We start from the raw sequence: 24,364 nt of genomic DNA, 5'->3' as shown, positions 1-24,364 counted from the left end.
TCATTTTCCTTGAAATGTTGGTATCGATATTTGTATAGGACTTGAAGAAGCGACTGAGTCATGTCACTCGGTAGACTGCAAAACCTGGTATAGCCAGTCTTCCGGATTCTACCATCCGAAATTATACAACAGCTTCGCCTCATCTCTGACTCATGGGAAATGGAACAAAGCTGTTATCCGCTTTCTTGAGGAGTTGAGGCCGCCTGAATCGCACCGGTTGCCGCAGCCTGGTTTTCCTTTCCGCAGTTCCGCACCCTTTATACGGACAAACACGGAAGAAAAGGGCCGATGTTTTCGCTATTGTCGCGCTATAGTTTGATATGATAGCGCGTTTGTTCAAATCGAATGGATCAGCTGAAGATGGAGTTCAATCAGAATAAAAGAGCCATTTCCTGGGCTCATCTCATGCCGCTTGCATTGGCGTTGAGCGTCGCCGCCTGCGGTAATGGAAGCGGACCGGCAACAGGCGGCAGCAGCAGCAACGGTGGGGGGAAAACCGGAACAGGCCCGACTACCGGCAGGCTGCTGGACACTGCGGTAAGCGGCGTGGGTTATGCCGCGTCTTCGGGTGCTGCCGCCAATACGGATGAAAACGGAATCTTCAAATACAGCCATGGTGATACGGTGGAGTTCAAGCTGGGTGGTCTGGCTCTGGGGAAAGTAAAGGGAGCAGGTATCATCACTCCCATGGAACTGGCGGGAGAAAGCGCGAATAAACTGCAAAACCTGCTTATTCTGCTGCAATCGCTCGATATCGATGGCGATCCCGATAATGGTATCTCCATTCCTCCCAGTGCCGCGGCTGCTGTCACGGCTTCCATCAATCTGGATAGCGATCCGGCTGCGTTTGCAGCTTCTGCTGAATTGCAGAAGGCCAGGGAGGCGGGGGGCGTGAGCGGTACCGTGAAGACAGCGGAGCAGGCCAGGGCACATTTTCTTTCACAGGGCATTCCCATGCTGAGTTCCAACATCTGGATCAAGCATGATGATACGTCCGCCTCTGTAATCCGTATTTCCACCAGCGGAGGGGGTGAGTACCTGAACGGTGAAGCCACGCCGGATGATTCCTGCGATGCCAACCGCGTTTGTGGCGGTAAACTGGTCAGCAAGGCCGGTGTGGAGTACGGTGTGGCAGGTGTATCAGAATTTGATACCAGGGGATTCAAATTCGTGAGCAAACCGGTGATCGATACCAACCTTCAGGCTGGTTTATCCAATCCCCGGCCGACAGTGCGGGTACGCACGGACGGTTCCGACCTGATTAATTCGGATATCGTGACGGTTCAAAGAGAGAAGAAACAGGCGAGTCTGTTTGGAGAGCTTTTCCACATCGCGGGAACTCTGGAGATCAGTTCGGACAAAGAGCCGATCAAGACGGAAATCAAGGAGAGCCGCTATTCAGCCATGGAAAATGAACCGAAGGGCATCGTGGGGACGTGGGCGGCGGACCGGACGAATATCAAGACCCAGACTTACTTTTTCTTTTCCAACGGAAAGTTCATGATGGTTGATCCGATCGGCAACCCGGAGCACGCTGAAAATTGCGGACCTGGTGTCGAGTTCGCCTCGTACACGTACGATGCCGGGAGCAAGGCTTTGAGCATCAAAGGGTTTACCTATGACACCAATGGGTGTGCCGGCTTTTCGGAAACCGGTGCTAGCTCCTTTAGCCTGAATGCCGATGGCGACACGGCTATCTTGGAAAAACAGGATAAAAGCAAGATTTCCCTATACCGCGTATCGAAATAGCGAGACTCGATAGGGGAGATAGGAAAGCGATTTCCCGGATGATGGTTGAGTTCCGCAAACCGGGAGATCGACCGCCGGACAGAAGCGCGTCTCGCCGGTTACGCCCTTGGCTATTGGACGAGCTTTGCTTCCCGCTCGCAGGCAAAAAAGTGAGCCATGTGAACTGCGTTCTCAAACCGCTTTGATGCCATGCCGCGCTGCATCGCGCAGATGACGGACGCGATCATGATTTCTTTTAACACCTTCGTATTGCCTGTCAAGCAGCGCACGCAGATCGAACGGCATTTCTTCTCTGAGCGCGTTGTCATAGGCCATCACGGCAGCGGCTTCGCCCCGCTCGCATTCTTCAAGCACTGCCAGATTATCGTTGCTGGTGACTGCCGTCTTCAAGTCAACCCACATGCGATGCAATGTGCCGGTAGCGGTGCCGCTTGTATCGGGATCTCCACCGTAACGTCTGACTTCTACACTTAAATCACGCACCGCCTCCTCGCAGCTCTGTGCCCTGTTTCGAAGATACATCTTCAACTCGGGATCGTTGATATCATCCGCGCACGTTTTGAAGCCTTCTGCGCCATCACGCGAAATCTCGATGAGACCGTTCAACATGCTTATGATTCGCTCGTTATCCATCTTTATCTCCTGATGAAAACCTGAATATTGCCTTTAAAAACAGAATAGAGAAATCCTTCCTGCCGTTCTGTACGCTGAGGCACATTCGATCATTTACAGGCGGCTCGAATGAAGGGAAACGAAGATTTACAGCGCTTCGATAGTTATTGATCCGGCCAGAAATACTATGAATCCCGTCATTCCGGGCTTGATCCCGAATCCAGCGCGGGATTCGGGGATTGTGGGAGATGGTCGGTGTTTACAGTTGCAGCCAGTAAATCACACTGGCGAAATCGACCGGGGCGAAGCGGGCCGCTTCCGTATTTGTCGCTTCCAGCACTTTTCTATAATCTTCGAAGTAGCTGCTGCGAATGAGGTTCGACCCTTTGTCGTAGGTTGAAACGGAGGCAGCGGCATCAACGTTTTTGGCAAATGCCTGCAACGTCTTCAGTTCTTCAGAGTATGCATCGGAGCATCGGTAATTGAGTTCCTGCTCGAGCCAGTTGATGCGGGTGAATAAATCTTTCGAGCTAATTATGTTGATCGTATTGCTGATCGGTTTTGAGTCCATGAATTATTCCCTTGTTCATTAGAAGAAACGGGCTCGGCACTTAGTAATCGTAAGAAAACCGGAATCTCTGTGGCGAAGAAACTCTGGCTACAATAGGGTGTTAATGGTTATTTTGTCCGGAATCAAGTATATATACTAAACATTCTTTTGGACTCAACCAACGCACGTTTCGAATGAGAGGCAAGCGATGACCAACAAGGCAATCTATGTGCAACCGGGCGGTGGATTTGATCGTGTAACGCTGGGCACATGCGAATCAATGGCGCCGGAAGCAGGCGAGATTACCGTCAGGATTCGAGCAAGCTCATTGAACTACCATGATTACGCAGTGGTAAGCGGGAGGTGGCCACCTGCAGTGCCGCGTATTCCAATGTCCGACGGAGCGGGAGAGGTTGTTGCCATGGGGGAAGGCGTTAACGAATTTGCAATAGGTGACCATGTTGTCAGTACCTTCTTTCCAGGTTGGCAGGAAGGACAACCCGAGATTGATGACATGGGCACCGTTCCGGGGGATGGCGTCGATGGTTTTGCGTGCCAGCAGGTGACAATGGCCGCTATCGGTTTTACTCACGCCCCGAAGGGTTATAGCCATGCGGAGGCAGCTACTCTTACATGCGCGGGTTTAACAGCGTGGCGGGCACTAATGGTAGACGGTCCATTGAAGCCAGGCGAAACGGTACTGATACAGGGAACCGGCGGAGTTTCAGTATTCGCCTTGCAATTCGCGAAAGTAGCGGGAGCAACGGTAATAGCCACCTCTTCCAGTGATGCGAAACTTGCCCGCCTGGAAACGCTTGGCGCAGACCACCTCATCAATTACCGGAAACATGAAAACTGGGGTGATCTGGTACGTGAATTGACAGCGGGACGCGGGTCGACCATGTGATTGAAGTGGGAGGACCTGCCACGCTGGCTCAGTCGATGGTGGCGGCGCGCATCGGCGGCCACATCGCCGTAGTCGGCATTCTCTCGGGTATGACTGGAACGCTGCCGTTGCTCTCTGTGTTGACACGGCAATTGCGCCTTCAGGGGCTGGTCGTTGGCAGCCGCCGTCACCAGATCGAGATGATCCGGGCAATCGAAGCTACCGGACTGCGGCCGATAATCGATCGTCACTTCCCGCTGGAAGAGCTTGTGGAGGCTTTTCGCTATCAGGAAACCAACCGGCACTTTGGCAAGATATGTCTCGATATCTGAATGTAACCATCATTCCCGGTAAGGAATGAAAAAGGAAACTGCCATAATCAGGCGGCGTGCCTTTTCACCCAATCGACATAGCGGTTCATCCAGTTCTGCAGGAATTTCCTGCTGTCTTCATTGCCGATGTTCCCATCCTTGTCAAACAGCCCTTCTTTTACATGTATGAACGCTTCTGGCTGGCCCAGAGCGGGAACGTCCAGGTAAGCCAGGGAGTTGCGCAAGTGCTGCTGCGCTATGGCTGTGCCGATAGAGCCAATGGAAGCGCCGATCACTCCCCCTGGTTTGCCTGCCCAGGCATTCTGCCCATACGGACGGGAGGCATGATCGAGTGCGTTCTTGAGCACGCCCGGCATGGACCGGTTGTATTCGGGTGTGACGAATAGCAGGCCTTGGGCTCCGGCAATTTCAGCCTTCAACCGTTTGACCGACTCGGCCTGATTTTCGTCGTCATCCTGGTTGTATAGCGGCAGGTCGCCGATGTTCAGGTATTTGAATGTAAAGTCAGGCGGGGCCAGCTTTATCAGGGCATCAGCCAGTTTGCGGTTGAATGAGTCGCGGCGGAGACTGCCCACCACTACAGCAATTTGATACTGGCCCATGTCATATCTCCTTATAAAAGATCGTAATGTGACGGGTTTGGTTACTCGTATAGCCGAGCAGGCTGAAGATCATGCCGTTTTGATTAAGTGCCCGCAAATTACGGTCTCATAACTAAAAAACAGGCAGGCCCTAAAAATATCGTCTATATCGATAAATATAGCAGCAAAAGTCCACACGTTTCGAGCCCCGGAGATAAGGAGCTTGAAGAGTTCAGGCGGCCATCAGTATTATCAGGAGGGGAAACATGCTCGGTGACGGAAAACGGATAGCCCTTTCTTTTGACGATGGGCCGGGGCCTGTGAGTGAGCTGGAAAGCATTCTGGAAACGCTGCGCGAAAATGATATCAAGGCAGAGTTTTACGTTCTTGGCGATGAAGTCAGGCAATTTCCAGAGGCAACAAGGATGATCGTAGGTCAGGGGCACGATATCCAGAATCACTCCTGGAGCCATCCCAATCTCGCGCAGGAGACGGAGGAGGAAGTGCGTCGCGAACTTGAACGAACACAGGATATTATCGAAGAAGTCAGTGGGCTCCGGCCTACCAAAATCCGGCCACCTTATGGTGCGGGCGGTTTTCGTGGTCACCTCGATCCGGAGCTTGTCCGGGTTGCCGAGGGGTTGTCACTCACTATCGTCACCTGGGATATCGATACAGAGGACTGGAAAGCTCCCCAGGGATTGGGTGAGGAAAAAATAGCCTACATCGAGGAGCAGTTTACCCAGATGCCCCGCAAGGTTTCATTCAATGTCCTCATGCATGTACTTGCCGGAACCGCGAGAGACCTGCCATTTTTTATCTCCCAGTTGCGGGAATGGGGATTCGCCATTGCAGAGCCGTGATTGCTGCTCCCATTCCTGCGCCAGGTATCTTGCACCGTTTGCGTGCTCGACGCTGCTGGTATCGTTGCTGTTCTCTCCGGGGATTTTAGCCCAGCAAAAGGGAGAGTTCGATTGCAGAGCGAGTGTCAAGTATGAATGTACCGCGGATCAGTGCGAGCCGGTGACGGAGGATTTTCAGCACGAGGAGTCGTTTCTTTATAACGCAAAAACCAGTGAGTTGTCCGCCTGTCTCTGGACCAACTGCTACTCGGCCAAAACGAAAGCTTTTACCGTGAAAGCGGGGGGCGCGATTACTGCTATCGGCAGGCTGGTCCCGGTCGTTCATCCGAAAAACAAACCGCTTGTCGTCTCCCTGACCATCAAAACCAGCGCAATAGAGGGTAGCGCAGATGAAGAGAAGGCCCCCTTTACCGCTATCTGGAATTACGGGGGTGACAGGCTCACTTTCGATATGGGCGAGTGTGTACTCAAACTTCCCGTCAAGGGAGCAGGGGATAGATCGGGATAAACCGGGGAAAGGAGGATTGTCATGACTATGGGCGCCAGGACCAATTGTGAGATCAAGAGCAGCGGCCAGCAGAGATTCATCTCTTCATCGGTTGTCCGAACGGGTGCAACCAGCATTTTACTTGCCCTTGCAACGCCAGTATTTTCGGATACCGACGTGTCTTTAACCGGCAGTGTCACCCAGACCGACATTTCCGGTTTTGCGGGCACGCCGTTCACTGTGGGCCATTCAGAGGGCACCCAGGCTGTTTATGGCATCTGGTCAGTGGAGCGGAACGACAAGCCCTGCTATGTGGGTGCGTTGACGGAAAATGTCAACAATTCCAAGGATATTACCGGTGAGATCAAAACCCTGTGCGGCAACAATCCAACCAGCAAGGAGATGAAGGTGCAATTCGGCGGAATAAAATTTGCCGAACGCACTTTTGTGCGTGCATTACGTGTCTGCATGAATAAAGACAACACGCGCATCAAGGGGCTGCAGATTCGCGGCCGCATGATCGACGAGAACGGGAATGTAGCCGATCTGCCTGCCAGGTATCCGGATTCCTCCAGTTCGTCCGGTCTTACCCCATTGGTGGATTTAAACGCACCCAGCGATCAACGTCCCAATTGCGATGGCTGGAAAAAATGGGTGGAATGCTCTCAGAATCAGATTGCAACTGCGATCACTGCTCATTTCAGTGCCGGATCGAATCCCCGCAGTGTTACGGGTATCGCCCTGCAATGCCGTGCAGCGAGTAAAGGGGGGTGAAGGAAAGCCATTTCTTGCGAGTCTTCGTAATCCCGTTCATCCTTTGATCCTTCGGCAGGGATCAGGGGCGAACAGAGTGTGCTTACGCCAGAGCAAATGGATAAGCTGGATAAAAAAATGCGTGAGCAAGCTCGTAAAAATGGTGCGCCGAAAAAGTAGACATTCCCATGCGGGCAACAGGATCAGCTCAGATAAAGGCCGATTTCTATTCCCGTCAAGCCGTAGGCCGGTAACTTTGCCAGGAGCGGTATCCGCTGAAGATAGCGGCGCGAGAGGATCAGCAACGCTTCCCGTATCATCTGATTAGAGCTATCAAAGCTACTGTTCTCCCGCCGCTTTCTTGGCGAGATAGGCTGCCTGACCCTCGCGCAGCACCATCCAGTCGTTGATCCACACCGTCCCGGCCTGAATTGAGCGTGCTATTCGCAAGGGGCGGTCGGCATCGCGTGACCAAACGCTGGCGGCGAGACCGTATTCGCTGTCGTTTGCGAGCGCGACCGCCTGGGTCTCGGTGTCGAACACCTACAGTGTTAGCACTGGTCCGAAAACCTCCTCCTGGACGATTACCCTCTTTAGATTTGAGGCCTCGAGGAGTGTTTGACAGCTATGGTCCCTATCTACCCGTAGTTTCATTGCCTGCATAGCAGCCAAGAATAGGTAGATAGCTTCTATAGGCCGCCCGCCAAACTTCGATTCCCTGATCCTGTAAGCCTGAAATCCCTCCTGTTTCTTCGCTGTTGTTGGAAATGTCATGCAGTAAATGAAAAGCGGGAGGAAGGCCTCTCTTTCGCTCGCTTTGCACGTTCTGCCAGGGCTGTAGCATGCAGTCCTTCTTTTCCTCGGGTATGGGCGAGCCTGATATGGGCGAGCCTGTGTCCGCATTGCTTCAAATACCGGCTGGAGCGTTTATGCGATTCGCCTCAGACAGTGGAACAGCTTCAGGAGAATGAGTTTCAGGGTACATCATCTATAGGGCATTATGAAAAAAAAACCAGGCTTCACGTTATTCGATTTGCAGCTCGTGATTTTAGGCACTGCGCTATCAGCTGTTTCTCCACAACCATACGCGCAGACGCTACCATGGGACCCAAACAGCAATCTCGTATTTAATGGTTCCCTCGGCAGTGGTGAGGTCGTCGAACTCACCAGTGTTACCGGCGATTTTACCGGCAGTCTCGGCACAGGTCCGGGACAAGTGCAATGGACCGGCAGTGGAGGGTTTCTTTCGAATGGCTCGAATCGTATTGTCAATATCGGCGGCAGCGGCGGCACTCTGACCTGGGGGAGCGGAAACTTTGTCCCCAGCGGAGAGGCCCTCATTCTCGGCACATCCAGCGCAAATATGCTGGATTTCCAGAATGGAATCGACCTCGGCGGGATAACCCCTGTCATTCGAGTCCAGGGGGGCTCCATTGGCGGACATGCACGGATTAACGGTATTTTGTCCGGCATGGGAGGGCTTCAGGTGATTGGTACCGGGAACGACATGCTGGAGCTGACAGGGGCCAATACATACTTGGGTGCTACCTTCATCAGCTCCAGCACCCTGGTTGTAAATGCCGACAACAACATGGGGACTTCCACGGGGCCGCTTATACTCTTTAATGGCACGCTGCGAAATACCGCAAGCTTTGCCATGACACGGAACATTTTCCTTAATTTTGGTTCGGGTACATTCCATACCGATGCGAATCTTGAAGTGGCTGGTATCATCAACGGCATAGGTGGCAGCCTCATCAAAACCGGCTCCGCGCAGCTGACCCTGACTAATACTTATTTCGGTGACACCGTGATCAGTGCCGGAACACTCCAGGTTGGCAACGGCGGCACCACGGGCAGTATCACCGGGAACGTGATCAACAATGGCACGCTCGCGTTCAACCGCTCCGATGACACGAGCTATGGCGGTGCGGTTTCCGGAGCTGGGGGGTTAACCAAGCTGGGCCCGGGAAGATTGACATTGACCGGGGAAAACACCTATATCGGCGGCACGACCATTACTGCCGGCGCCCTGCAAATCGGCAACGGCGGCACCACGGGCAGCATAGCCGGGAACGTGACCAATAACGGCACGCTCGCGTTCAACCGCTCCGATGACATGAGCTATGGCGGCGTGGTCTCCGGAACTGGCGCGCTGAACAAGCTGGGGGCGGGAAGGCTGACATTGACAGGGGAAAACACCTATACCGGCGGCACGACAATTGATGCCGGGGCCCTGCAAATCGGCAACGGCGGTACCACGGGCAGTATCACCGGGAACGTGACCAATAACGGCACGCTCGCGTTCAACCGCTCCGATGACATTGGCTACGCGGGAGTGATTTCCGGAACCGGCGGCCTGGATAAGCAGGGTGCCGGAAGGCTAATATTGGCCGGGGAGAACGCCTACACGGGCCCCACTCATATCTATAGTGGAACCCTGCAAATCGGCAATGGCGGCACCACCGGCAGTATGGTCGGAGATGTGAGTAATTTCGGCGGCACGCTCGCGTTCAACCGTTCGAATGACCTGGGCTATTCAGGAGCGATTTCGGGTTTTGGCACGATCGTCAAAGATGGGACAGGGACGCTGGCACTGACAGGGAATTCAGGAGGGTTTGTGGGCTCGATTCTCGTCAATTCCGGCACGCTTGCCGTCAATGGCGTCCTGGGTGGCGTGGTGAATGTGGATGCGGATGCCCGCCTTCAGGGCAACGGGATGATCGGTACGGGAATTGTTGCTGGCACGATTGCGCCTGGAAATTCCATCGGCACGCTTGGAGTAAGCGGCAATTACACGCAGCTTCCCGGCTCCGTCTATGAGGTTGAAATCGACCCTGCCGGAAACAGCGACCGGATCGCTGTCGCGGGCACGGCGAACCTCCACGGCGGCACGGTCGCGGTCACTCCAGGGACGGGTACTTATTCCGCCGGCACGCGCTACACTATCCTGACAGCGGCAGGTGGACGGACAGGAGCATTCGATGCGCTCAACCTTACCCGGACGCTGCCCTTTCTGGATGTGGTATTGAGCTACGACCCGAACAATGTTTACCTCGATGCCAACCCCCTCGCATTTTGCGCTGTCACTGTTACAGCCAACCAGTGTGCGGCGGGCCAGGCCGTGGAGAGCCTGGGCTCCGGGCGTTCACTGTATGACATAATCACGGGTCTTCCTGATCGGGATGCCGCGCGGCGGGCTTTCGACAGCCTTTCAGGGGAACTTCATGCCAGCGCAAAGGGCGTCATGATCGAGGATAGCCGTTTCCTGCGCGAAGCGGTCAATGATCGCTTGCGCCAGTCCTTTAGCGGGTCTGGCATCCCTGTTTCCCGGGCATCGGGGCAAACACTGCAAGAAAACAGAGCGGCCGGCCATGCATTCTGGACTCGCGCATTCGGTTCTTTCGGGCACCGTGGCGGAGACATGAACGCGGCGCGCATCAATCGGAACATCGGGGGCTTTTTCATGGGGGGCGACACCCTTATTGCCGATCTCCTGCGTCTGGGGATCGCCGGGGGGTACAGCAATTCGTCCTTCAATGTGAACGACCGTTTTTCAACAGGTTCAAGCGACAATTATCACGTGACGGCTTATGGGGGCACTCGCTGGCACGCGCTCGCCCTGCGTTTTGGCGGCGGTTATACCTGGCATGACTTCGAAACGAACCGCAATATTCTTTTCCCGGGTTTCAACAACCAGGTGAAAGGGGATTATCGCGGCCGCACAGGGCAGGTGTTTGGCGAACTGGGCTACGAGCTGCCGTTCAAGAACGTTTCACTGGAGCCCTTCGCGGGAGTGGCGTATGTCAATCTCGCCACCAAGGGCTTCCAGGAGCGGGGGAGCATCGCAGCGTTGAGTAGCTCCAGGGATAACGAAGGGGTCACCTACAGCACGGTGGGCATGAATGCGGCGAGCATGTTTTCCACAGCAGGGGGAACGACCACAAGGCTGCGGGGCAGTCTGGGATGGCGTCATGCCTTTGACAGCGTTCCAACCCGCTCGGCCCTGGCTTTCAGTGGAGGCTCGACATTTGGCATTGCAGGCACCCCCATCGCGAAAGAGGCAATGATCATGGCAGCGGGTCTCGACGCAAACGTTGGCAAGAACGCGATCCTGGGCATTGCCTATACCGGACAAGTATTTGGCAACGTCGTGGATAACGGTGTCCGGGCAAATCTCGACTGGAGGTTTTAGCCCGCGTTTCTCACAAATGGCAGGTGCATCGCGGCCGAAATCATGAGTAAGTTGTTTTACGAGAACGACTTGAATCATGAAAAGGAAGGGCCGCGATGCAGCACCGTGTAGCGCAAAAGCAATCCGCGCAGGACGTATTATTGAGCCGGCGAGCAAAAAGTACAAACGTCATACCCGCGGAAGCCGGTATCCAGTGACGTGCAAAGTGCGCCATTATTGGTTTGGGCTGGATTCCGAGTCAGGTCAGAATGACCAATTCATAGTATTTTCTGACCGGATCAATAGGGCTATCAAGCTACTGTTCGCCGGCTGCTTTCTTGCCGAGATAGGCTGCCTGGCCCAAGCCGAATATTGACAGCAGGGTGGCATCGACATCCGGCATGGTAACCACCCGGCGAAATTCGATGTTCTCCATGAATTCGACTGCGGATATGGCATAAATGATTACCGTGAGGATGGTGATCGCCACCATCTGGAAATCCCCAAGATCCGGCTTATTGTTGTCGTCGCAGATGAGGTCAATCGCTCTTGGTTTGGAGGCAGGTGGTTTCAGGTCAGGTTTTTCATCCACTTTGCCCGTTGTAATCGCTTTTGCTCCGGCAAATGTCAGGACGCTGATCCCGGAAAGAATGAGCAGGTGTGGCGGAATATCCACGCCGCCTACATAGCTCCAGCCTGCCGCTGTAATTCTGTGAGATACGATGGCGATATAGGCGCTGATGACCAGCCAGAACCAGAGGAAGGTCTGGAACTTGGAGCTGCTGTAGCGGTTATCACGCCCGAGGTAAAGGTAAGTGGGGTGTCCGCGGGTGAAAATGTACGCAAGGATGAAAAGCACAAAGATCGCAATGAGTAGCGATGCCCAGCGAGCAACGCGCCCGACGGGCTCACTCTGCCATTCGAGCGATCTGACGTGATTGATTTTAACCTGAGCAGTTTCGTCGGATGAGTTTATGCCGCCTTCGAGTACGTACGTGGCCCTGATTCCATCGCCCTGCCGCATGGCGGACACCAGAGGCTTGAAATCGGCGCCTGTCTGGAGCGGTATGTTCACCTCGTACTCCCGCTTCTCCGGCAGTTGCGTGCGTACAACGATCCAGGAGTCATCCTCCGCGATTTCCTTGATTGTGCCGACAATGGTTTTACCCACTATCTCGATATCGGTGAGCGCATGGCCTCTCGCACGCGGTACGTAGGTAAGTAAAACCAGGTCGCCTGGATTGGGCCAGGCAGCCCGGAGCTCAGCCGACGCTTCCTGGCGCGACGGAATAAATGTCTGCACATCCCCGTTAACCGATTTCACCGCCAACGGGTCGGCCTGAACGACAATGCCCTCGAACTTTACAGGAACGGGGTTGAGCGGAGGCTCCTCTTGCCTCCTTGCCGGTTGAGCCTGGGCTTGATTCAGGAACTGGCGCTGGGGCTGAGGGTGTAGTTGAGGATGAGTCTGTGCTTTTGGATCGGCATTGGCGTTCATGCTTTGGTTCTGGCCAATGCTGGAGGGTGGAACAGCCTCCTGACCATGAACTAGCGGCGTAAGCAGAAGAAGAGCGAGGATAAGCAAGAGTTTTTTGTTATTCAAATTGTTAACCATTTTGTCGCTGCGAAAGTGGATTCTATTTTCCCGGCAGTTCCGGTAATGTTGCCGTGGAATCTCATCTCATCCCTCCCACTCTCGGGGCTATTACTGCCCGGTCGCAAAATATTCCAGCAGGAGTAGAAGTCCGTAGCCGCCGGACGGCAATGCGATTGCCGCCCCGAATATCGGGTGCTGGGTGAAGGGGAGGAAGGCTCCTCTTTTGTTATTTTTGATCGTGTGAGTTGCCCATTCGATCTGCTGCCTCTGCTTTATTTCTTCCGGTGTCTGGCCAGATAGCTGGATCAGCCTGCTCTCCAGACGCCTGATGGCCTCGTGCCGGGCTTTTTCGGCCGATCTTCGCAACGCCAGCGCATTCCCGACAACGAGTATCGCATTGAGGGAGAAGATAATGACCAGCGAGGCGGGAAAACTCCAGTTATCGATATAGCCATGGCGTCCGATGATTAGCAGAACAATGATGATAAATGGGAAATAGATGAAATTGCCGATGACAGTCGTACGCTCGGCAATCAGTTCGATGCCCAGCCATTCATCCAGGTTCTCCTTGTTGATGCCGCTCTTGCTGGCTATTCTCCCGAGCGTGCCGGCAGGCCAATGGATTTTATTCATGGCAATGCAATTGACCCAGCGCCGGCACAACCTTGTGGCATCCACCACATAAAATATCAGTATCATCATCGCCGTGCCGCTCATGATGATGAGGCTATTGCTTATCAGGAAGCAGCCGGAACCCCGGCAGGGCGTATTTGGAAAGCCGAACAGCATCATCATCAGCCAGGCGAAACTTAATGCGACTGCCAGTTGCGGCAGGCCGCGGATTGCGAAATTTTTCAGGGCTCCAAGGGAGATGTACTCCCGCCAGAGGCGAACAGCATCGATCTCTTCAGTGCTTTGTGGACGCCAGACATGCAGCCCCAGGATACGCCGAATGGCGTGGGAAAAGATTCTGAATGGAAGCCTCTTGTGACTGACGTCTTTTTCGGGATCACATAGGGAAGTATCGGTAAAACTTGTACCTTTATCTTCGAGATCCAGTTCGTGCGTCAGGACGTTTTCGTTATTTTTCATCTTCCGCCACGAATACCATAAAAAGAGCAGGCTCATGAGCAGTGCAAGCAGGCGGATCGCTGCTGTTGGCCATGCGCTGATCCCTTCGGTGAACACGAAGGGCTCGCTTCCTGCGACATCCAGCGCCTTCCAGGGTACCCATTTGACCAGACCGTAGCATGCACCGACTGCGACAATCAAACTTGCCCAGAACAATTTAGTCATGGCAAGGTTGTAAAAAAAATCGGCTAACCTAGTACTGATCAGTATGATGCCCAGAACGAGAATGATGATGGCGGCGAATGCTTCCGCCATCCACCTGAGGTTTCGTTGCGTGTCGGAATAGGCGTCCAGGTCCGGGCGGGTCGGATGGATGCTCGCATAATGCGGCGACTCCAGGCGAGGATCGATGCTGATATCGAAAGCTCCGGTCCTTCCGATCTCGTACAACCTCGTTCCGGTATTTGCAAAAAAATTATCCGGCTTGCTATCCCAGTTCCCTTTATTCATTTCTGTGTTCAGTCTGACGCAATCGGAGCAGTTCGTTTCATCTGCATCAACAGGGGCGAGATGTCCGAGCGCCATCAAAGCTGCATAGAACAGGGATGTCTGGTAGCTATCTCTAAACGGGGGAATGGGTATTTGCAGCCCGGGTTGCAGTTCCAGCCCGAAGTGTGAGGCGATGACAAGATTGTGGGTAAATTCCCACTGGGCAGGATAGGCGAGCCTGGCATTGAGGTCGGTCGTGAAAAATATGGCGCTTGGAAACTGCTGGCGAAGCGCTTGAAGAATCAGAAGCTTGTCATAGACATCACTTCCCAGCACCCCAATTGCCTTGAATTTCCCATCCCTCATTTCCTCCTGTTTCAGCGCTGCCGCCAGTCTGACGAGGTAATCGATCTGGCTGCGGCCCTCAGGTCTTTGGCTCGCATCTCCCTTGCTCGGCGCCGATCGTCCTTCGTACCATGCCTTGCCCTTGGCCAGAATACCCTCGGTATCTTTATCGCTGCTCCTGCCTTCCGTTTTGCTGCTTTGCGTTGCCGGCAGTTCACCGTCAAGCCCTGCAAGATACGAGTGGTGCGACACCCATTCTGGCCATTCGTCTCTACGCAGCTTGTTCATTTCCGCCTCCAGCTCAGGGCCGGACTTGCCAGAGCCGGTTTCACTTGACGCTACTGCCACAAAGGTGCGTGGAAGGGCCCGTCCATACAGGGTATCCCACTCTGAAATCAGCGCCACCTTGAATTCGCAGGATTCTTTTGTATCTTTCCCGAATTTGCTTCCCGAACAATTCTTCAACCTGAGCTGGCGGCGGTTCAGTTCCTGAACCAGGTGCTCGGCCAGTACTGCGTCTGTACCGATCGTCCTGCGAAAGTTTTTAATACCTGCGCACGAAAACAGGCGCTCCACTATCGGGGGATTCTCCACGGCTTCCGTTCGTTCGCCACCGCCATTGCCGGCGAGTGTTCTGCCGGGACAGCTGCAGAGCTTGTCGATTGCTTCCGCTGCTTCTTTTTCCGCTTTGCTTTTATCTGGGTAGGGCGAATCATCAAGCAGAAACGTGTCTTCCGCCGTCGCCCAGGGTGAATAAAACTGAACGTTCCTCAATGCATCGAGTGGTGGATGGGAGGAAGGGCATTGCCCCCCGGATTGCCTTGTCTCCTCGCCTAATTTGTCTTTTACCTCCTGCACCATTGCGCGCAGGGCAGTGGAGAATCTGGGACCTAAAACGTCATATGTCAGATTTATTCGATATTTACCGAATTTGCTGTCGAGGTGCGTCATCAACTCGCTCAAGGAGGTGAACGGATTGCGGCCGAAATCCTGCGCCTTCAGCCATATGACGAATACATGTTTTTTGTTTTCCAGTTTTTCCCTGGGAATGAATAGCTCGGCAGGAATTACGACAGCCCTGGTTGCTGCCATCTCTTGCTGACCGTTCTGCTTTTTCTCTTCTGCGCGATTCCAGATGAAAAAGCGGATGTATTCACCCGATTCCGGCGTATACCCCGCCGCGCCCAAGGCCGATATCATCGCGTAACGATCGTTGAGCCTGGTTTCCGCGCCACTAGAGTACGGGCTTCCATCCACGAACACCGGCAGGACCCGGAGTTGGGAGGAGACGCCGGATTTTGCGAGAACTTCGACAAGCGGGGCTAGTTGATGCGCGCCATCGGTTTCTTCGCCCGTCTCCTTCGGTATTTTCGTTTCACCGGACTGATATGCTTCTACCGCCTCGAATGGGTCCTGCCAGAGCCGCGACTGGACAATTCCCTCTTCCACGAAAACATGGGAACTGACTCCCTTGCTGATGGGCCGGGAGGTCTGGAGTGAGATTTCCTGGTAGATGAGAAAACTGCTGACCATCGCCAGTAGCGCAAAGATTCCGGCGAGTGGCAGTTTTGGCTTCTCATCCTGTTGTTCCGCCATGTGATGAGCCTTTCAGTTGGCGGGGCAAGCGGCGGTTGGCCGGTTTCAAGGCTTGCGGGAGTCGGCAGTTGCAATTATGTATAGCACAAATGCCCGTAAATGCTGAATGTATGCAGCCATCCAGCTATCGATGCCTGGGCTTGGAACGTTGCGGCCCGAATATATAAACGTGGCTATATCCCCGGGTTGTACTTTGGTCCAATAGGCAAAGCTGTTCAAGCTGGTAGTATGCAAACCGGGGAAGCAAGGGTGGATCGGAATCAGACAGCTTCTCCAGTAGCAGTAAACGAGGTAGAAGTAAAAGTCATGTACATGTAATTAGTAGTAGAAGCAAACGCCACCGCGCCCGGCAGCAGGCCTCCTGCGCCGGGCTTTTTTGGACAACTTTATCATTCCTTTTGAGACGTCCGCTGTGCGTATAAAAATCATAATTGTTGCGCTGGTGATAGGGCTGGTATGGGGAAGAGGAGGGGATTCAGACAAGGCGAGCAGCAAGGAGAGCATCTCACCTCTTTTTATCACTGCATTGTCTGCGACAGCACTTACACTTACTCCGGCAAAAAACCGAACTCGACCGGAAAATTGACATAAAAAAGGTCGATGTTTTCTGCTTGCAGCAGATGCATGAAACCTTCGGCTTCTTCTTTACTGAGAACAAAACTGACTTCCACGGGTAAGTCCGGCGCCAGTTCAAGAAAGGTTTCTGTGTGCAATACGCCATGGCGACCGAAACCGGCCAAGGCGCGGGTTGCGGTACCGCCATTAAAGCCACTTTTTTTTGCGTGCTCCAGCAGCCACTCGTACAGCAGTATGCCATTATGCTCGCGGTATTCGCTTACGTAGAATTTGAGAAAGACTCCTTGCATATCCTCCTCCGTTTGCCCCTCTCATTCCCTGTATCATTCTTTCCCGGATTTGGACAGTCCCGTTTCAATGCTGGGCCAGCCATTTGATGGTCATTATTCCCAGTATAGTCATCACGAGAGAGCCAGCAAGGTGTGAAAATATGATGACAAACGTCCAGGTATATTGTCCACGCAAGAGCAGCGTAACGGTTTCGGCTGAAAAGGTGGAGAAGGTTGTCAATCCGCCGAGAAAGCCGGTGATGGCAAACAACCTTGCCTCGGGCGGGAGAAAGCTGTTGTGATGAAAATACTCGATCGCGACGCCGATAAGATAACCTCCGGTCAGGTTGGCGGCGAGAGTACCCAGGGGAAGGGTCGGAAACAGAGGGTTTAATGTCATCCCAAACCACCAGCGTAACCAGGCGCCCAGCGCCGCACCTGCGCCTACCGCTGTTAATGCATAGACGCCCATTGCTTACACCCGTGTCCGCAAGTTCAGCTATCTTCCATCGAGTGGTTATAAAGTCCTTCCCGCGCCAGGCCATTTAACTGGCAACGTTTGGAAAACGCGCGCTGTGCTTCAGCCACATTTTTTTCCTCTCCCTTCCAGGCGGCAAGAACTGGTTCCTGGAGTGCCCGGCCATAAGAGAAGCTGAGTTGCCAGGGGCAGTTTCCCCTCATGATGTTCAGGGCATTCAGGTTATCGGTTGCTTCCTCGGGGTTTTGACCGCCCGAGAGAAACACGACTCCCGGCACTGCCACCGGCACATAACGGCGCAGGCAGCGGATCGTTGCTTCCGCAACTTGCTGAGAACTGACCTGGAGCGCGCATTTCTTTCCCGGAATGACCATATTGGGCTTGAGCAGCGTCCCTTCGAACACTACGCCATGGGCGTCGAGTTCCCCGAACAAAGTTTCGAGCATGGCGGAGGTGATGCTTTCGCACCGTCCGATATCGTGCGCGCCATCCATCAGAACTTCCGGTTCCACAATGGGCACCAGGTCGGCTTCCTGGCAGAGGGCTGCATAGCGAGCCAGAGCGTGACAGTTTGCCCGAATGGCATAGGCAGAAGGAAGGGATTGCTCATCGATTTCCATGACTGCCCGCCACTTGGCAAATTTTGCGCCCAACTGTTTGTATTCCGCCAGCCGGTCGCGCAAGCCGTCCAAACCTTCAGTGATTTTGTTCCCAGGTTGCAGCGCCAGCGGCTTCGCACCCTTATCCACCTTGATGCCCGGTATGATTCCCCGCTCCGACAGTACCTGTGGAAACGGTATTCCGTGCTTCGAACTCTGCCGTATCGTTTCATCATACAGGATGACGCCGCTGATATAGCGTTCGATGCCCTCGGCAGTGAAAAGTAGCTCCCGGTAGCGGCGCCGGTTTTCCTCGGTGGATTCAACGTTGATCGGAGCAAAACGTTTTTTTATGGTGGGGTTGCTTTCATCCGCTGCCAGAATCCCTTTCTGCCTGGCAACAATGGCCTCCGCCACTGACTTGAGTTCATCGATGTTCATAAGCTTTTATCCTCCTTAAACAAGTGCAGATCCAGGACAGGTAGCCGGATATGCGATTTTTCACCCTCATTGCCGGATTACCGAATGGGCGGCGGTCCAAAAACACCCAGTTGCCACATGATGAGCAAGAGAATGAGGATTCCGATGGTCAAAAGATAGAATGGCCATACGGTTTTTTTATCCTCGTAGGGATCCACCAGCGAGCGGCGCGCCCCTTCCGGCAAGCGGGCGAGCTTGGTAAGGGATGTTCCAAACGGAATATTGATGTGTGCACGCGCATTGATGGCCCATCCATTTGCGTCCAGAACCGGACCGAGGTTGCGTTTTTTCAGCTTGAACCATGCGACCAGCATAGCGGGGCCGGAAATCAGCAATATCAGGCCGATGATCGCGAGCGGTATCTGCCAGAATTCAAGTCCCAGTATGCCTGTGACAATGGAAGCAACGACACCTCCGATTGCGCCGAGAGCCAATCCTATTGCTGCAAATATCCCGGCGAATTTGCCTACATCGAAGGGTTGCGCGGAGGGGGGAGGAGGAGTGCCAGGGGCCGGTGGGACGGCGATTCCAGCCGCCGCGACGGTCAGTTTTTCATCCGCCTCGGCGGCTTTCCGGCTAGCCATTTTTTCCAGTTGCTCATTAATGAATTTCACCAGCTTTTTATAAGGGGACCAGAAAGCCTGACGAATGCTGATGGGGTGGTCGATGATTCGCACGATCGTGGCGTCCCAATCCTGGCCTTTTCGGTCATAGAAAATGCCGTTCCGCCCGATCATCAGGAAATCGGAATCGCCGGCGGTAAAGGCAGCTGCAATACTCATTTTCTCGGTGCCACCCTTACGTATACAGTCGCAATACGCCAGATAGATCCCGCTCATGCTTGCAAACTCCGCATGCTTGGCAATGTCGTCCACTGTTACGCACAGATCACAGCTTCGCCCGTCGAGGTACAGTGTCCCCACCTGGAAGAGCGCTTTATCCCTGCCTGTATAAAAGCTGCGGAAGGATACGAAATTATTGACCAGATTGAACAGGTCACGATTGTAGCGCAATAGTTTTTCCACTGATTGGGTTGCCTTTACTTCCCCTTCTACCGCTTTATCCTGGCTGATCAGCCTGTCGATCTCCTCCTTGTGCCTGCCGGTGGAAATTTCGCGCAAGCGTGCGCCTCCAAGAGGCTCGGCAGAGCAGGCAGGCTTGTCTGCCTGCCAGGCTTCAAATGCTGCGAACTTGTTGCATAGCTCTTCCCATTCTGGAGCCGATAGATTTGCTTTCTCGCCGAGTGATGGTACGACCACCAGACTGCGGAATGCGTGGATTTCTTTTTGCCAGGCAGGATTTACTCCGGATCCCAGTGGCAGAGGTTTATCCGGTTCTACCGTGGCCAGAGGAAAGTTGGCGATATCTCCGCTTTTTGCCGACAATGTTTGCGCGGCAATGCCTTTGTAGTCGTCAGCGGAGCGGCTCAAGGGCACGGCTGAGCGTATGTCATACGCGGCCAGCCGGCAGCGGGTGAAGTAATCATCAATTTTTTCTTTGACCGCATGGAAGGCCTCTGCCGCTGCCTGCGTTTTGTCTCCCAGGAACCGGATACCGTCGTCACTTTCGCCTCTGGCTTGCCAGGCGGAATAGTCCGCAACTTCGGCAAAGAAGGAATCACTGATTTCCTGATCGATGCCGGGCTTCCCGCTCACGTCGGTTGTTGATCCACGGCACTTCATGATGTCTTCCACGGTTGCACGCAGTGCTGCATCGGAAATCTGGCTTGCGGTAATTACCCCATCGCCATTGAAATCCAGTCCTGCGACAAACTTCTCGATGTCAGCCATATCGGCAAGAGAAATTTCAGGTGCATCAGGCTTGCCGAGACTGCTCAAGATGTATTGTGCCGATGCCAGCACCTGCTGCCCCTCATCGGTGCTGTTGTCAATATCGGCCAGGGCAACACTGCCGGAGCCATTGATCAGCAGGTCCGGATTCCTCAGCAGCTTGCCTGTCCACGCGATCGCGGCGAGCACCTCGTTTGCATGCACACGCCCGTCATCGTCATGGTCGATCAGGTCGAGTGTTTTCGTGTCAAATTCTATGCCGCGTGTAGGGCAGCTCAACGCTACCCACAATTTCTGGTCCAGGTCTTTTAATGCCAGCAGGTCGGCTCCGGTATCAATTTGTACCTGATCAAAACCGCCTGCCCGGAAAAATTTCCATTGGTGCGTGGTAGCCATTGTGTCTCCTTTATTTTTTTGTTTTTATTCCCGCACTACGTCCTTATACAGAATTTATAGGCATAGCATGTTTGCATTACAAGATATGTGAACGGATGGCGTTGAAACTGGAAAGCATTCCAAAGATGAAATTTGCGGCGACTGCAGGAATAACGCCGCATCCCAGGGAAAGGATTGCTTCACATTGGACGCTGCAAAGCCCAATGTCCCCGTCCACGACGTCCTCCTTTTGAATCAAAAAGCTATTTTATGGCCCTGCCGGCCATGCCGTCGAAACCCAGTTTTATCAATGCCTTTTGCTCGGCTTCACTTTGGACGCCCAGCGCGATCGCTTTCATTCCCAAGGCGTGAGCTTGCCCGCACAGATTTTTCAGGAATTTCTGGTTCGCTTTATTCTGGTTAATGCGGTGAATGAAACTATCGGTTACTTTAAGATAGCTTAGCCCGGCCCCGGCGAGACTTTGAATGCTGTCGAGATGGCGCCCGAAATCCCTGATACCAAGGTGGCAACCCAGCTGCCCGAAAATATGGCAAGAATCGCGGAAGGCTTCGAACTTGCGAAAAGCGCCATACTCCGGCACTTCGATCCAGAGTCGGCGGCACAGTTCGGGATGCTGGCGCAGCAGTGCGTCAAGCTTATTGCGAAAACGATGATTCGCGACTGTTTCAATCGATAAATCAACTGCGACCTCGCCAGCATTCGATCGCAGGAATTCCAGTGCGTGGCGCAATACTGCTACGTCGATGGGACCCGTGATGTTCAGGCGAGCGGCGATGTTGATAAAGTCGGACGCATCCAGCCAGCCGCCTTCCGCTTGAGCTTGCATGCGTGCAACGCCTTCCTGGTGCAGCACCGCACCAGTGGGATCGACAACAGGATGGAAAGCCAGCATGAAGCGGTTGGCAGTCAAAGCATCACTGAAAATGTGGCGCCAGTCGGCGATATTGAGGGAGACTGGAGAAGCCTGTCCTGATGGCCGGGCAGCGAGATGCCAGGCGTTTGCTCCGGTCTGCTCCGCTGTGGCCAGTGCTGCGTCTGCTCTGGAAAGAAGCTCGCTGAGCGTATCGCCGCGTTGATAGGGCACGGCCCCGATATGGCAGAAGTCGGTGATCCTGTCACCGTCACGCAGCGGGAGTGCTGCGAGTTCCTCAGACAATCGCCTGGCAAATTTGGTCGCATTACTGACATCAGGAGCGAGAAGCGCGAAATCCGAGCCATTCAGGCGCGCAGCGAGTGGCGGAGAAGATGCGATCTCCTCGAATTCCTCGGTGATGCCGCCAATCAGTGAACCGACCCGATGAAGCAGTTCGTTTGCGCCAGTTCTGCCGAGTTTGCGGTTGATCTCTTCCAGATTATTGATGCGTATGAGGAAAAAGATTCCACGCCTGCCTTGTATTTGTCCTTGTATCTGTCCTGTCGCCGCGTCTGCAACAGTTGCAGTTGAAGCAAGGGTCTTTTCCTCGTGCAGGACAACTTCACCATGTCCACCCATAGGGTGATATTTTCCCTCGCTGGCCTCATCCTGGGGCATGTCCTGTACTTCGCTGGCGGCCCCCGGTTTCTGTTCTACTTCATGACCTTCTTCCCTGCCAATTAAAATCTGGCTAAGCTGGTTCATGAAGTACTCCCGCCTGGCCAAGCCTGTGATCGGGTCAAAGTTTATCTGCTTGTGCAAAGCTTCCAGACGCTTGGTTTCTTCGATGCCGCGGTTATGCAGGCGTCTGATCATGTCATTCGTGGCACGTGCCAGGCTGCGCAGTTCCGGTATGCGAGGTTCTGAAATAGTGAGAAAGCGGCGTTCCATGATCTCATCGGCCTGCTCGACCATCTCCGCCAGCGGTTTGTGGATACGCTGCAATATCGTCGCCCCGATCAGCACACATACGATCGATGCACCCAGAAACCAGAGCATCAGGGTTTTTGCCTGCTCCCAGAGCGCCTGATGCGCGAACTGAGCCTGGCTGATCACCTTGATCACGCCAAAGTGCAGTAAGGCGTCGGATATCTGGGCTTGACCCGGTGTTGCACTGATTGGAAAGAGACGAGTGAACCATCCGGGAACAGTCGTTTCTATCTTGTTCTGCACGCGTTCTGTGATCAGCTTGCCATCGGCGGAGGTGATGGAAATGGCCTGGTATTGGCCACTATCAAAAAAAGCAGCGATTTGAAGACCGATGGTGATAGGGTCCTTGCGGAGTTGGGAAATCGAATATGCGAGAGAATTCGCGCTATCGATGTTTTTGCGGTGAAGCTGTTGCTCCAGATAGCTTCGTGTGCCAAGCAGACTTACAAAAAGGCTACCGGTAAAACTTGTGATGGTCACCAGGATAACGGCTAACCATAGTTGTCGAAAGAGAGACATTGAACGCCTTATTGTTTTAGACAGCGTCTTCAGGACAATGTCCTCCGCGGGCGCGATGACGGTTTCATCAAGGAATTATCAACCTGCGGTGGATTCCTGAGTTATGAGATTAGCACGGAGTGGACAGGGGTTCAATTTGCAGAAAACACACCTGAGAAGCAACGAGACGACATCAAGAGAGATAACCCATGCCACCCACTTCCCATACTGCCTTCATTTCCCATCCGGATTGTCTGTTGCACGAAATGGATTTTTATCATCCTGAAAGTCCAGCGCGGCTGAAGGCGATCGAGGATGAGCTGTCTGCTTCAGGGCTGATGGAGAAGCTGAGACATTATCCGGCGCCATTGGTGACTATTGGCCAACTGGAGCGTGTGCATACACAGGAACATGTTGCAAGGCTGCAAGCAGCAGCCTCCCGCGCAGCTTCAGGAGGTTTCACGTACCTCGATCCGGATACCGCCATGAACCGCCACAGCCTGCGAGCAGCTTATCGTGCCGCGGGGGCAGCCGCCTTCGCTGTTGATCTCGTGATTGGAGGGGCGGTGGAAAATGCGTTTTGCTGTATTCGTCCTCCGGGTCACCACGCCGAACGCGGGCACCCGATGGGTTTCTGCCTCTTCAACAATATTGCCGTAGCGGTTGCCCATGCGCTTGAAGCGCATGCTCTGGAACGGGTCGCGGTGGTGGATTTCGACGTGCATCACGGCAATGGTACGGAAGATATCTTTCAGCACGATCCGCGCGTCATGATGGTCTCGACATTCCAGCATCCGTTCTATCCTTATAGCGGCATCGCAGGCCGTTCAGAGCGGATGGTCAATATCCCGCTGCCGGCAGGGAGCAACGGCAAGGTATTTCGGAAAGCAGTGGATGAATTCTGGCTGCCCGCGCTGGAAAGATTCGAACCGCAAATGTTGTTTGTTTCCGCTGGTTTCGATGCTCATGCCGATGATGAGCTTGCTTCTCTGAATCTGGTGGAAGACGATTATGCGTGGGTAACTGAAAAAATCAAAGAGGTTGCCCGCGTTTATGCCGGGAAACGTATCGTATCGGTGCTGGAAGGCGGGTATGCATTGGCTGCGCTGGGACGAAGCGTGGCAGCACATATAAAAGTCCTTATGGAGGGCTGACAGCTCAAAACGTGCCCCTCCAACACCTATATTCCAGGTGCCTCTTTGACCCTTCGTTTACCTGAAAGTCCTTCCTTGAGCATCTCCTGAGCCTGTCAAAGGGAATGGGGAATGTCCTGAGCCGGGCGTATCATGATCTCCATTCGCGCCTTACAAGCATGCCCTGAGCCTGCCGAAGGATTCAGGGCGAACGGA

Annotated in this window: 17 protein-coding genes and 1 pseudogene; 7 read left to right on the top strand and 11 right to left on the bottom strand. The window is 53.9% G+C overall.

The genetic code is table 11. From position 1 onward, the window contains the following. Positions 1–345: 345 nt before the first annotated feature. Entirely contained in the window at positions 346–1,749 is a 1,404-nt protein-coding gene (locus tag AC52W5_RS14825; RefSeq protein WP_495671561.1) for an adhesin, read from the top strand. Positions 1,750–1,920: 171 nt separating this feature from the next. Here the strand turns inward: AC52W5_RS14825 and AC52W5_RS14820 are convergent, their stop codons facing one another. Further along, positions 1,921–2,382: a ferritin-like domain-containing protein gene (locus AC52W5_RS14820; protein ID WP_495671560.1), complete on the bottom strand. Its 462-nt coding sequence runs from the start codon at positions 2,380–2,382 to the stop codon at positions 1,921–1,923. Positions 2,383–2,620: 238 nt separating this feature from the next. Further along, positions 2,621–2,932 (bottom strand): hypothetical protein, encoded by a 312-nt coding sequence (locus AC52W5_RS14815; protein ID WP_495671559.1) that lies wholly within the window; start codon positions 2,930–2,932, stop codon positions 2,621–2,623. A 187-nt stretch (positions 2,933–3,119) separates the two neighbouring features. On the opposite strand from AC52W5_RS14815, the pseudogene AC52W5_RS14810 reads away from it, so the two are divergent. Continuing rightward, a pseudogene (locus AC52W5_RS14810) lies at positions 3,120–4,129 on the top strand (zinc-dependent alcohol dehydrogenase family protein). A 47-nt stretch (positions 4,130–4,176) separates the two neighbouring features. On the opposite strand, the gene AC52W5_RS14805 reads toward AC52W5_RS14810, so the two are convergent. Continuing rightward, positions 4,177–4,731 carry an NADPH-dependent FMN reductase gene (locus tag AC52W5_RS14805; RefSeq protein ID WP_495671558.1) on the bottom strand — a complete coding sequence of 185 codons (555 nt, stop codon included), beginning with the start codon at positions 4,729–4,731 and terminating at the stop codon, positions 4,177–4,179. Positions 4,732–4,976: 245 nt separating this feature from the next. On the opposite strand from AC52W5_RS14805, the gene AC52W5_RS14800 reads away from it, so the two are divergent. The 3 genes from AC52W5_RS14800 to AC52W5_RS14790 are packed head-to-tail and all read left to right on the top strand — an operon-like array spanning position 4,977 to position 6,834. Further along, positions 4,977–5,573 (top strand): polysaccharide deacetylase family protein, encoded by a 597-nt coding sequence (locus AC52W5_RS14800; protein ID WP_495671557.1) that lies wholly within the window; start codon positions 4,977–4,979, stop codon positions 5,571–5,573. Then, the gene (locus tag AC52W5_RS14795; RefSeq protein ID WP_143104305.1) at positions 5,560–6,081 is read left to right on the top strand and encodes a hypothetical protein; all 522 of its coding nucleotides are present in this window, start codon (positions 5,560–5,562) and stop codon (positions 6,079–6,081) included. Before AC52W5_RS14800 ends, AC52W5_RS14795 begins: the two co-directional genes overlap by 14 nt. Before the next feature lie 21 nt (positions 6,082–6,102). Continuing rightward, positions 6,103–6,834: a hypothetical protein gene (locus tag AC52W5_RS14790; protein WP_495671556.1), complete on the top strand. Its 732-nt coding sequence runs from the start codon at positions 6,103–6,105 to the stop codon at positions 6,832–6,834. Positions 6,835–7,152: 318 nt separating this feature from the next. On the opposite strand, the gene AC52W5_RS14785 is transcribed toward AC52W5_RS14790, so the two are convergent. Beyond that, positions 7,153–7,356, bottom strand: a complete 204-nt coding sequence (locus AC52W5_RS14785) for an aldehyde dehydrogenase family protein (RefSeq protein ID WP_218155123.1) — start codon at positions 7,354–7,356, stop codon at positions 7,153–7,155. A gap of 457 nt (positions 7,357–7,813) precedes the next feature. Between AC52W5_RS14785 and AC52W5_RS14780 the strand changes: the two genes are divergently transcribed. Beyond that, positions 7,814–11,008 carry an autotransporter outer membrane beta-barrel domain-containing protein gene (locus AC52W5_RS14780; protein ID WP_495671555.1) on the top strand — a complete coding sequence of 1,065 codons (3,195 nt, stop codon included), beginning with the start codon at positions 7,814–7,816 and terminating at the stop codon, positions 11,006–11,008. Positions 11,009–11,303: 295 nt separating this feature from the next. Here the strand turns inward: AC52W5_RS14780 and AC52W5_RS14775 are convergent, their stop codons facing one another. The 7 genes from AC52W5_RS14775 to AC52W5_RS14745 form a co-directional block, all read right to left on the bottom strand. Further along, positions 11,304–12,590 carry a hypothetical protein gene (locus AC52W5_RS14775; protein ID WP_495671554.1) on the bottom strand — a complete coding sequence of 429 codons (1,287 nt, stop codon included), beginning with the start codon at positions 12,588–12,590 and terminating at the stop codon, positions 11,304–11,306. Positions 12,591–12,692: 102 nt separating this feature from the next. Beyond that, the gene (locus AC52W5_RS14770; RefSeq protein WP_495671553.1) at positions 12,693–16,085 is read right to left on the bottom strand and encodes a hypothetical protein; all 3,393 of its coding nucleotides are present in this window, start codon (positions 16,083–16,085) and stop codon (positions 12,693–12,695) included. Between the two features lie 548 nt (positions 16,086–16,633). Next, the gene (locus AC52W5_RS14765; protein WP_074974520.1) at positions 16,634–16,951 is read right to left on the bottom strand and encodes a DUF190 domain-containing protein; all 318 of its coding nucleotides are present in this window, start codon (positions 16,949–16,951) and stop codon (positions 16,634–16,636) included. Between the two features lie 64 nt (positions 16,952–17,015). After that, positions 17,016–17,402 (bottom strand): fluoride efflux transporter CrcB, encoded by a 387-nt coding sequence (gene crcB / locus AC52W5_RS14760; RefSeq protein WP_074974521.1) that lies wholly within the window; start codon positions 17,400–17,402, stop codon positions 17,016–17,018. A gap of 23 nt (positions 17,403–17,425) precedes the next feature. After that, positions 17,426–18,448: a class I fructose-bisphosphate aldolase gene (locus tag AC52W5_RS14755; protein ID WP_495671552.1), complete on the bottom strand. Its 1,023-nt coding sequence runs from the start codon at positions 18,446–18,448 to the stop codon at positions 17,426–17,428. A gap of 77 nt (positions 18,449–18,525) precedes the next feature. Then, entirely contained in the window at positions 18,526–20,673 is a 2,148-nt protein-coding gene (locus tag AC52W5_RS14750; protein WP_495671551.1) for a hypothetical protein, read from the bottom strand. A gap of 242 nt (positions 20,674–20,915) precedes the next feature. Then, on the bottom strand, positions 20,916–23,036 hold the full coding sequence (locus AC52W5_RS14745) for a bifunctional diguanylate cyclase/phosphodiesterase (protein ID WP_495671550.1): 2,121 nt from the start codon (positions 23,034–23,036) through the stop codon (positions 20,916–20,918). A 188-nt stretch (positions 23,037–23,224) separates the two neighbouring features. Between AC52W5_RS14745 and AC52W5_RS14740 the strand changes: the two genes are divergently transcribed. Further along, complete coding sequence (locus AC52W5_RS14740) at positions 23,225–24,169, top strand: histone deacetylase family protein (RefSeq protein WP_495671549.1); 945 nt, start codon at positions 23,225–23,227, stop codon at positions 24,167–24,169. The last annotated feature ends 195 nt before the right edge of the window (positions 24,170–24,364 follow it).

Source organism: Nitrosospira sp. CT (assembly GCF_059489795.1).
The sequence above is the reverse complement of the archived record's forward strand: the minus strand, read 5'-3'. Positions and strand labels throughout refer to the sequence as shown.

What these genes read in the sequence shown, in the direction of transcription:
- AC52W5_RS14825 (WP_495671561.1), top strand. Translation starts at nt 346, where the DNA reads ATGGATCAGCTGAAGATGGAGTTCAATCAGAATAAAAGAGCCATTTCC.
- AC52W5_RS14820 (WP_495671560.1), bottom strand. Translation starts at nt 2,382, where the DNA reads ATGGATAACGAGCGAATCATAAGCATGTTGAACGGTCTCATCGAGATT.
- AC52W5_RS14815 (WP_495671559.1), bottom strand. Translation starts at nt 2,932, where the DNA reads ATGGACTCAAAACCGATCAGCAATACGATCAACATAATTAGCTCGAAA.
- AC52W5_RS14805 (WP_495671558.1), bottom strand. Translation starts at nt 4,731, where the DNA reads ATGGGCCAGTATCAAATTGCTGTAGTGGTGGGCAGTCTCCGCCGCGAC.
- AC52W5_RS14800 (WP_495671557.1), top strand. Translation starts at nt 4,977, where the DNA reads ATGCTCGGTGACGGAAAACGGATAGCCCTTTCTTTTGACGATGGGCCG.
- AC52W5_RS14790 (WP_495671556.1), top strand. Translation starts at nt 6,103, where the DNA reads ATGACTATGGGCGCCAGGACCAATTGTGAGATCAAGAGCAGCGGCCAG.
- AC52W5_RS14780 (WP_495671555.1), top strand. Translation starts at nt 7,814, where the DNA reads ATGAAAAAAAAACCAGGCTTCACGTTATTCGATTTGCAGCTCGTGATT.
- AC52W5_RS14770 (WP_495671553.1), bottom strand. Translation starts at nt 16,085, where the DNA reads ATGGCGGAACAACAGGATGAGAAGCCAAAACTGCCACTCGCCGGAATC.
- AC52W5_RS14765 (WP_074974520.1), bottom strand. Translation starts at nt 16,951, where the DNA reads ATGCAAGGAGTCTTTCTCAAATTCTACGTAAGCGAATACCGCGAGCAT.
- crcB (WP_074974521.1), bottom strand. Translation starts at nt 17,402, where the DNA reads ATGGGCGTCTATGCATTAACAGCGGTAGGCGCAGGTGCGGCGCTGGGC.
- AC52W5_RS14755 (WP_495671552.1), bottom strand. Translation starts at nt 18,448, where the DNA reads ATGAACATCGATGAACTCAAGTCAGTGGCGGAGGCCATTGTTGCCAGG.
- AC52W5_RS14750 (WP_495671551.1), bottom strand. Translation starts at nt 20,673, where the DNA reads ATGGCTACCACGCACCAATGGAAATTTTTCCGGGCAGGCGGTTTTGAT.
- AC52W5_RS14745 (WP_495671550.1), bottom strand. Translation starts at nt 23,036, where the DNA reads ATGTCTCTCTTTCGACAACTATGGTTAGCCGTTATCCTGGTGACCATC.
- AC52W5_RS14740 (WP_495671549.1), top strand. Translation starts at nt 23,225, where the DNA reads ATGCCACCCACTTCCCATACTGCCTTCATTTCCCATCCGGATTGTCTG.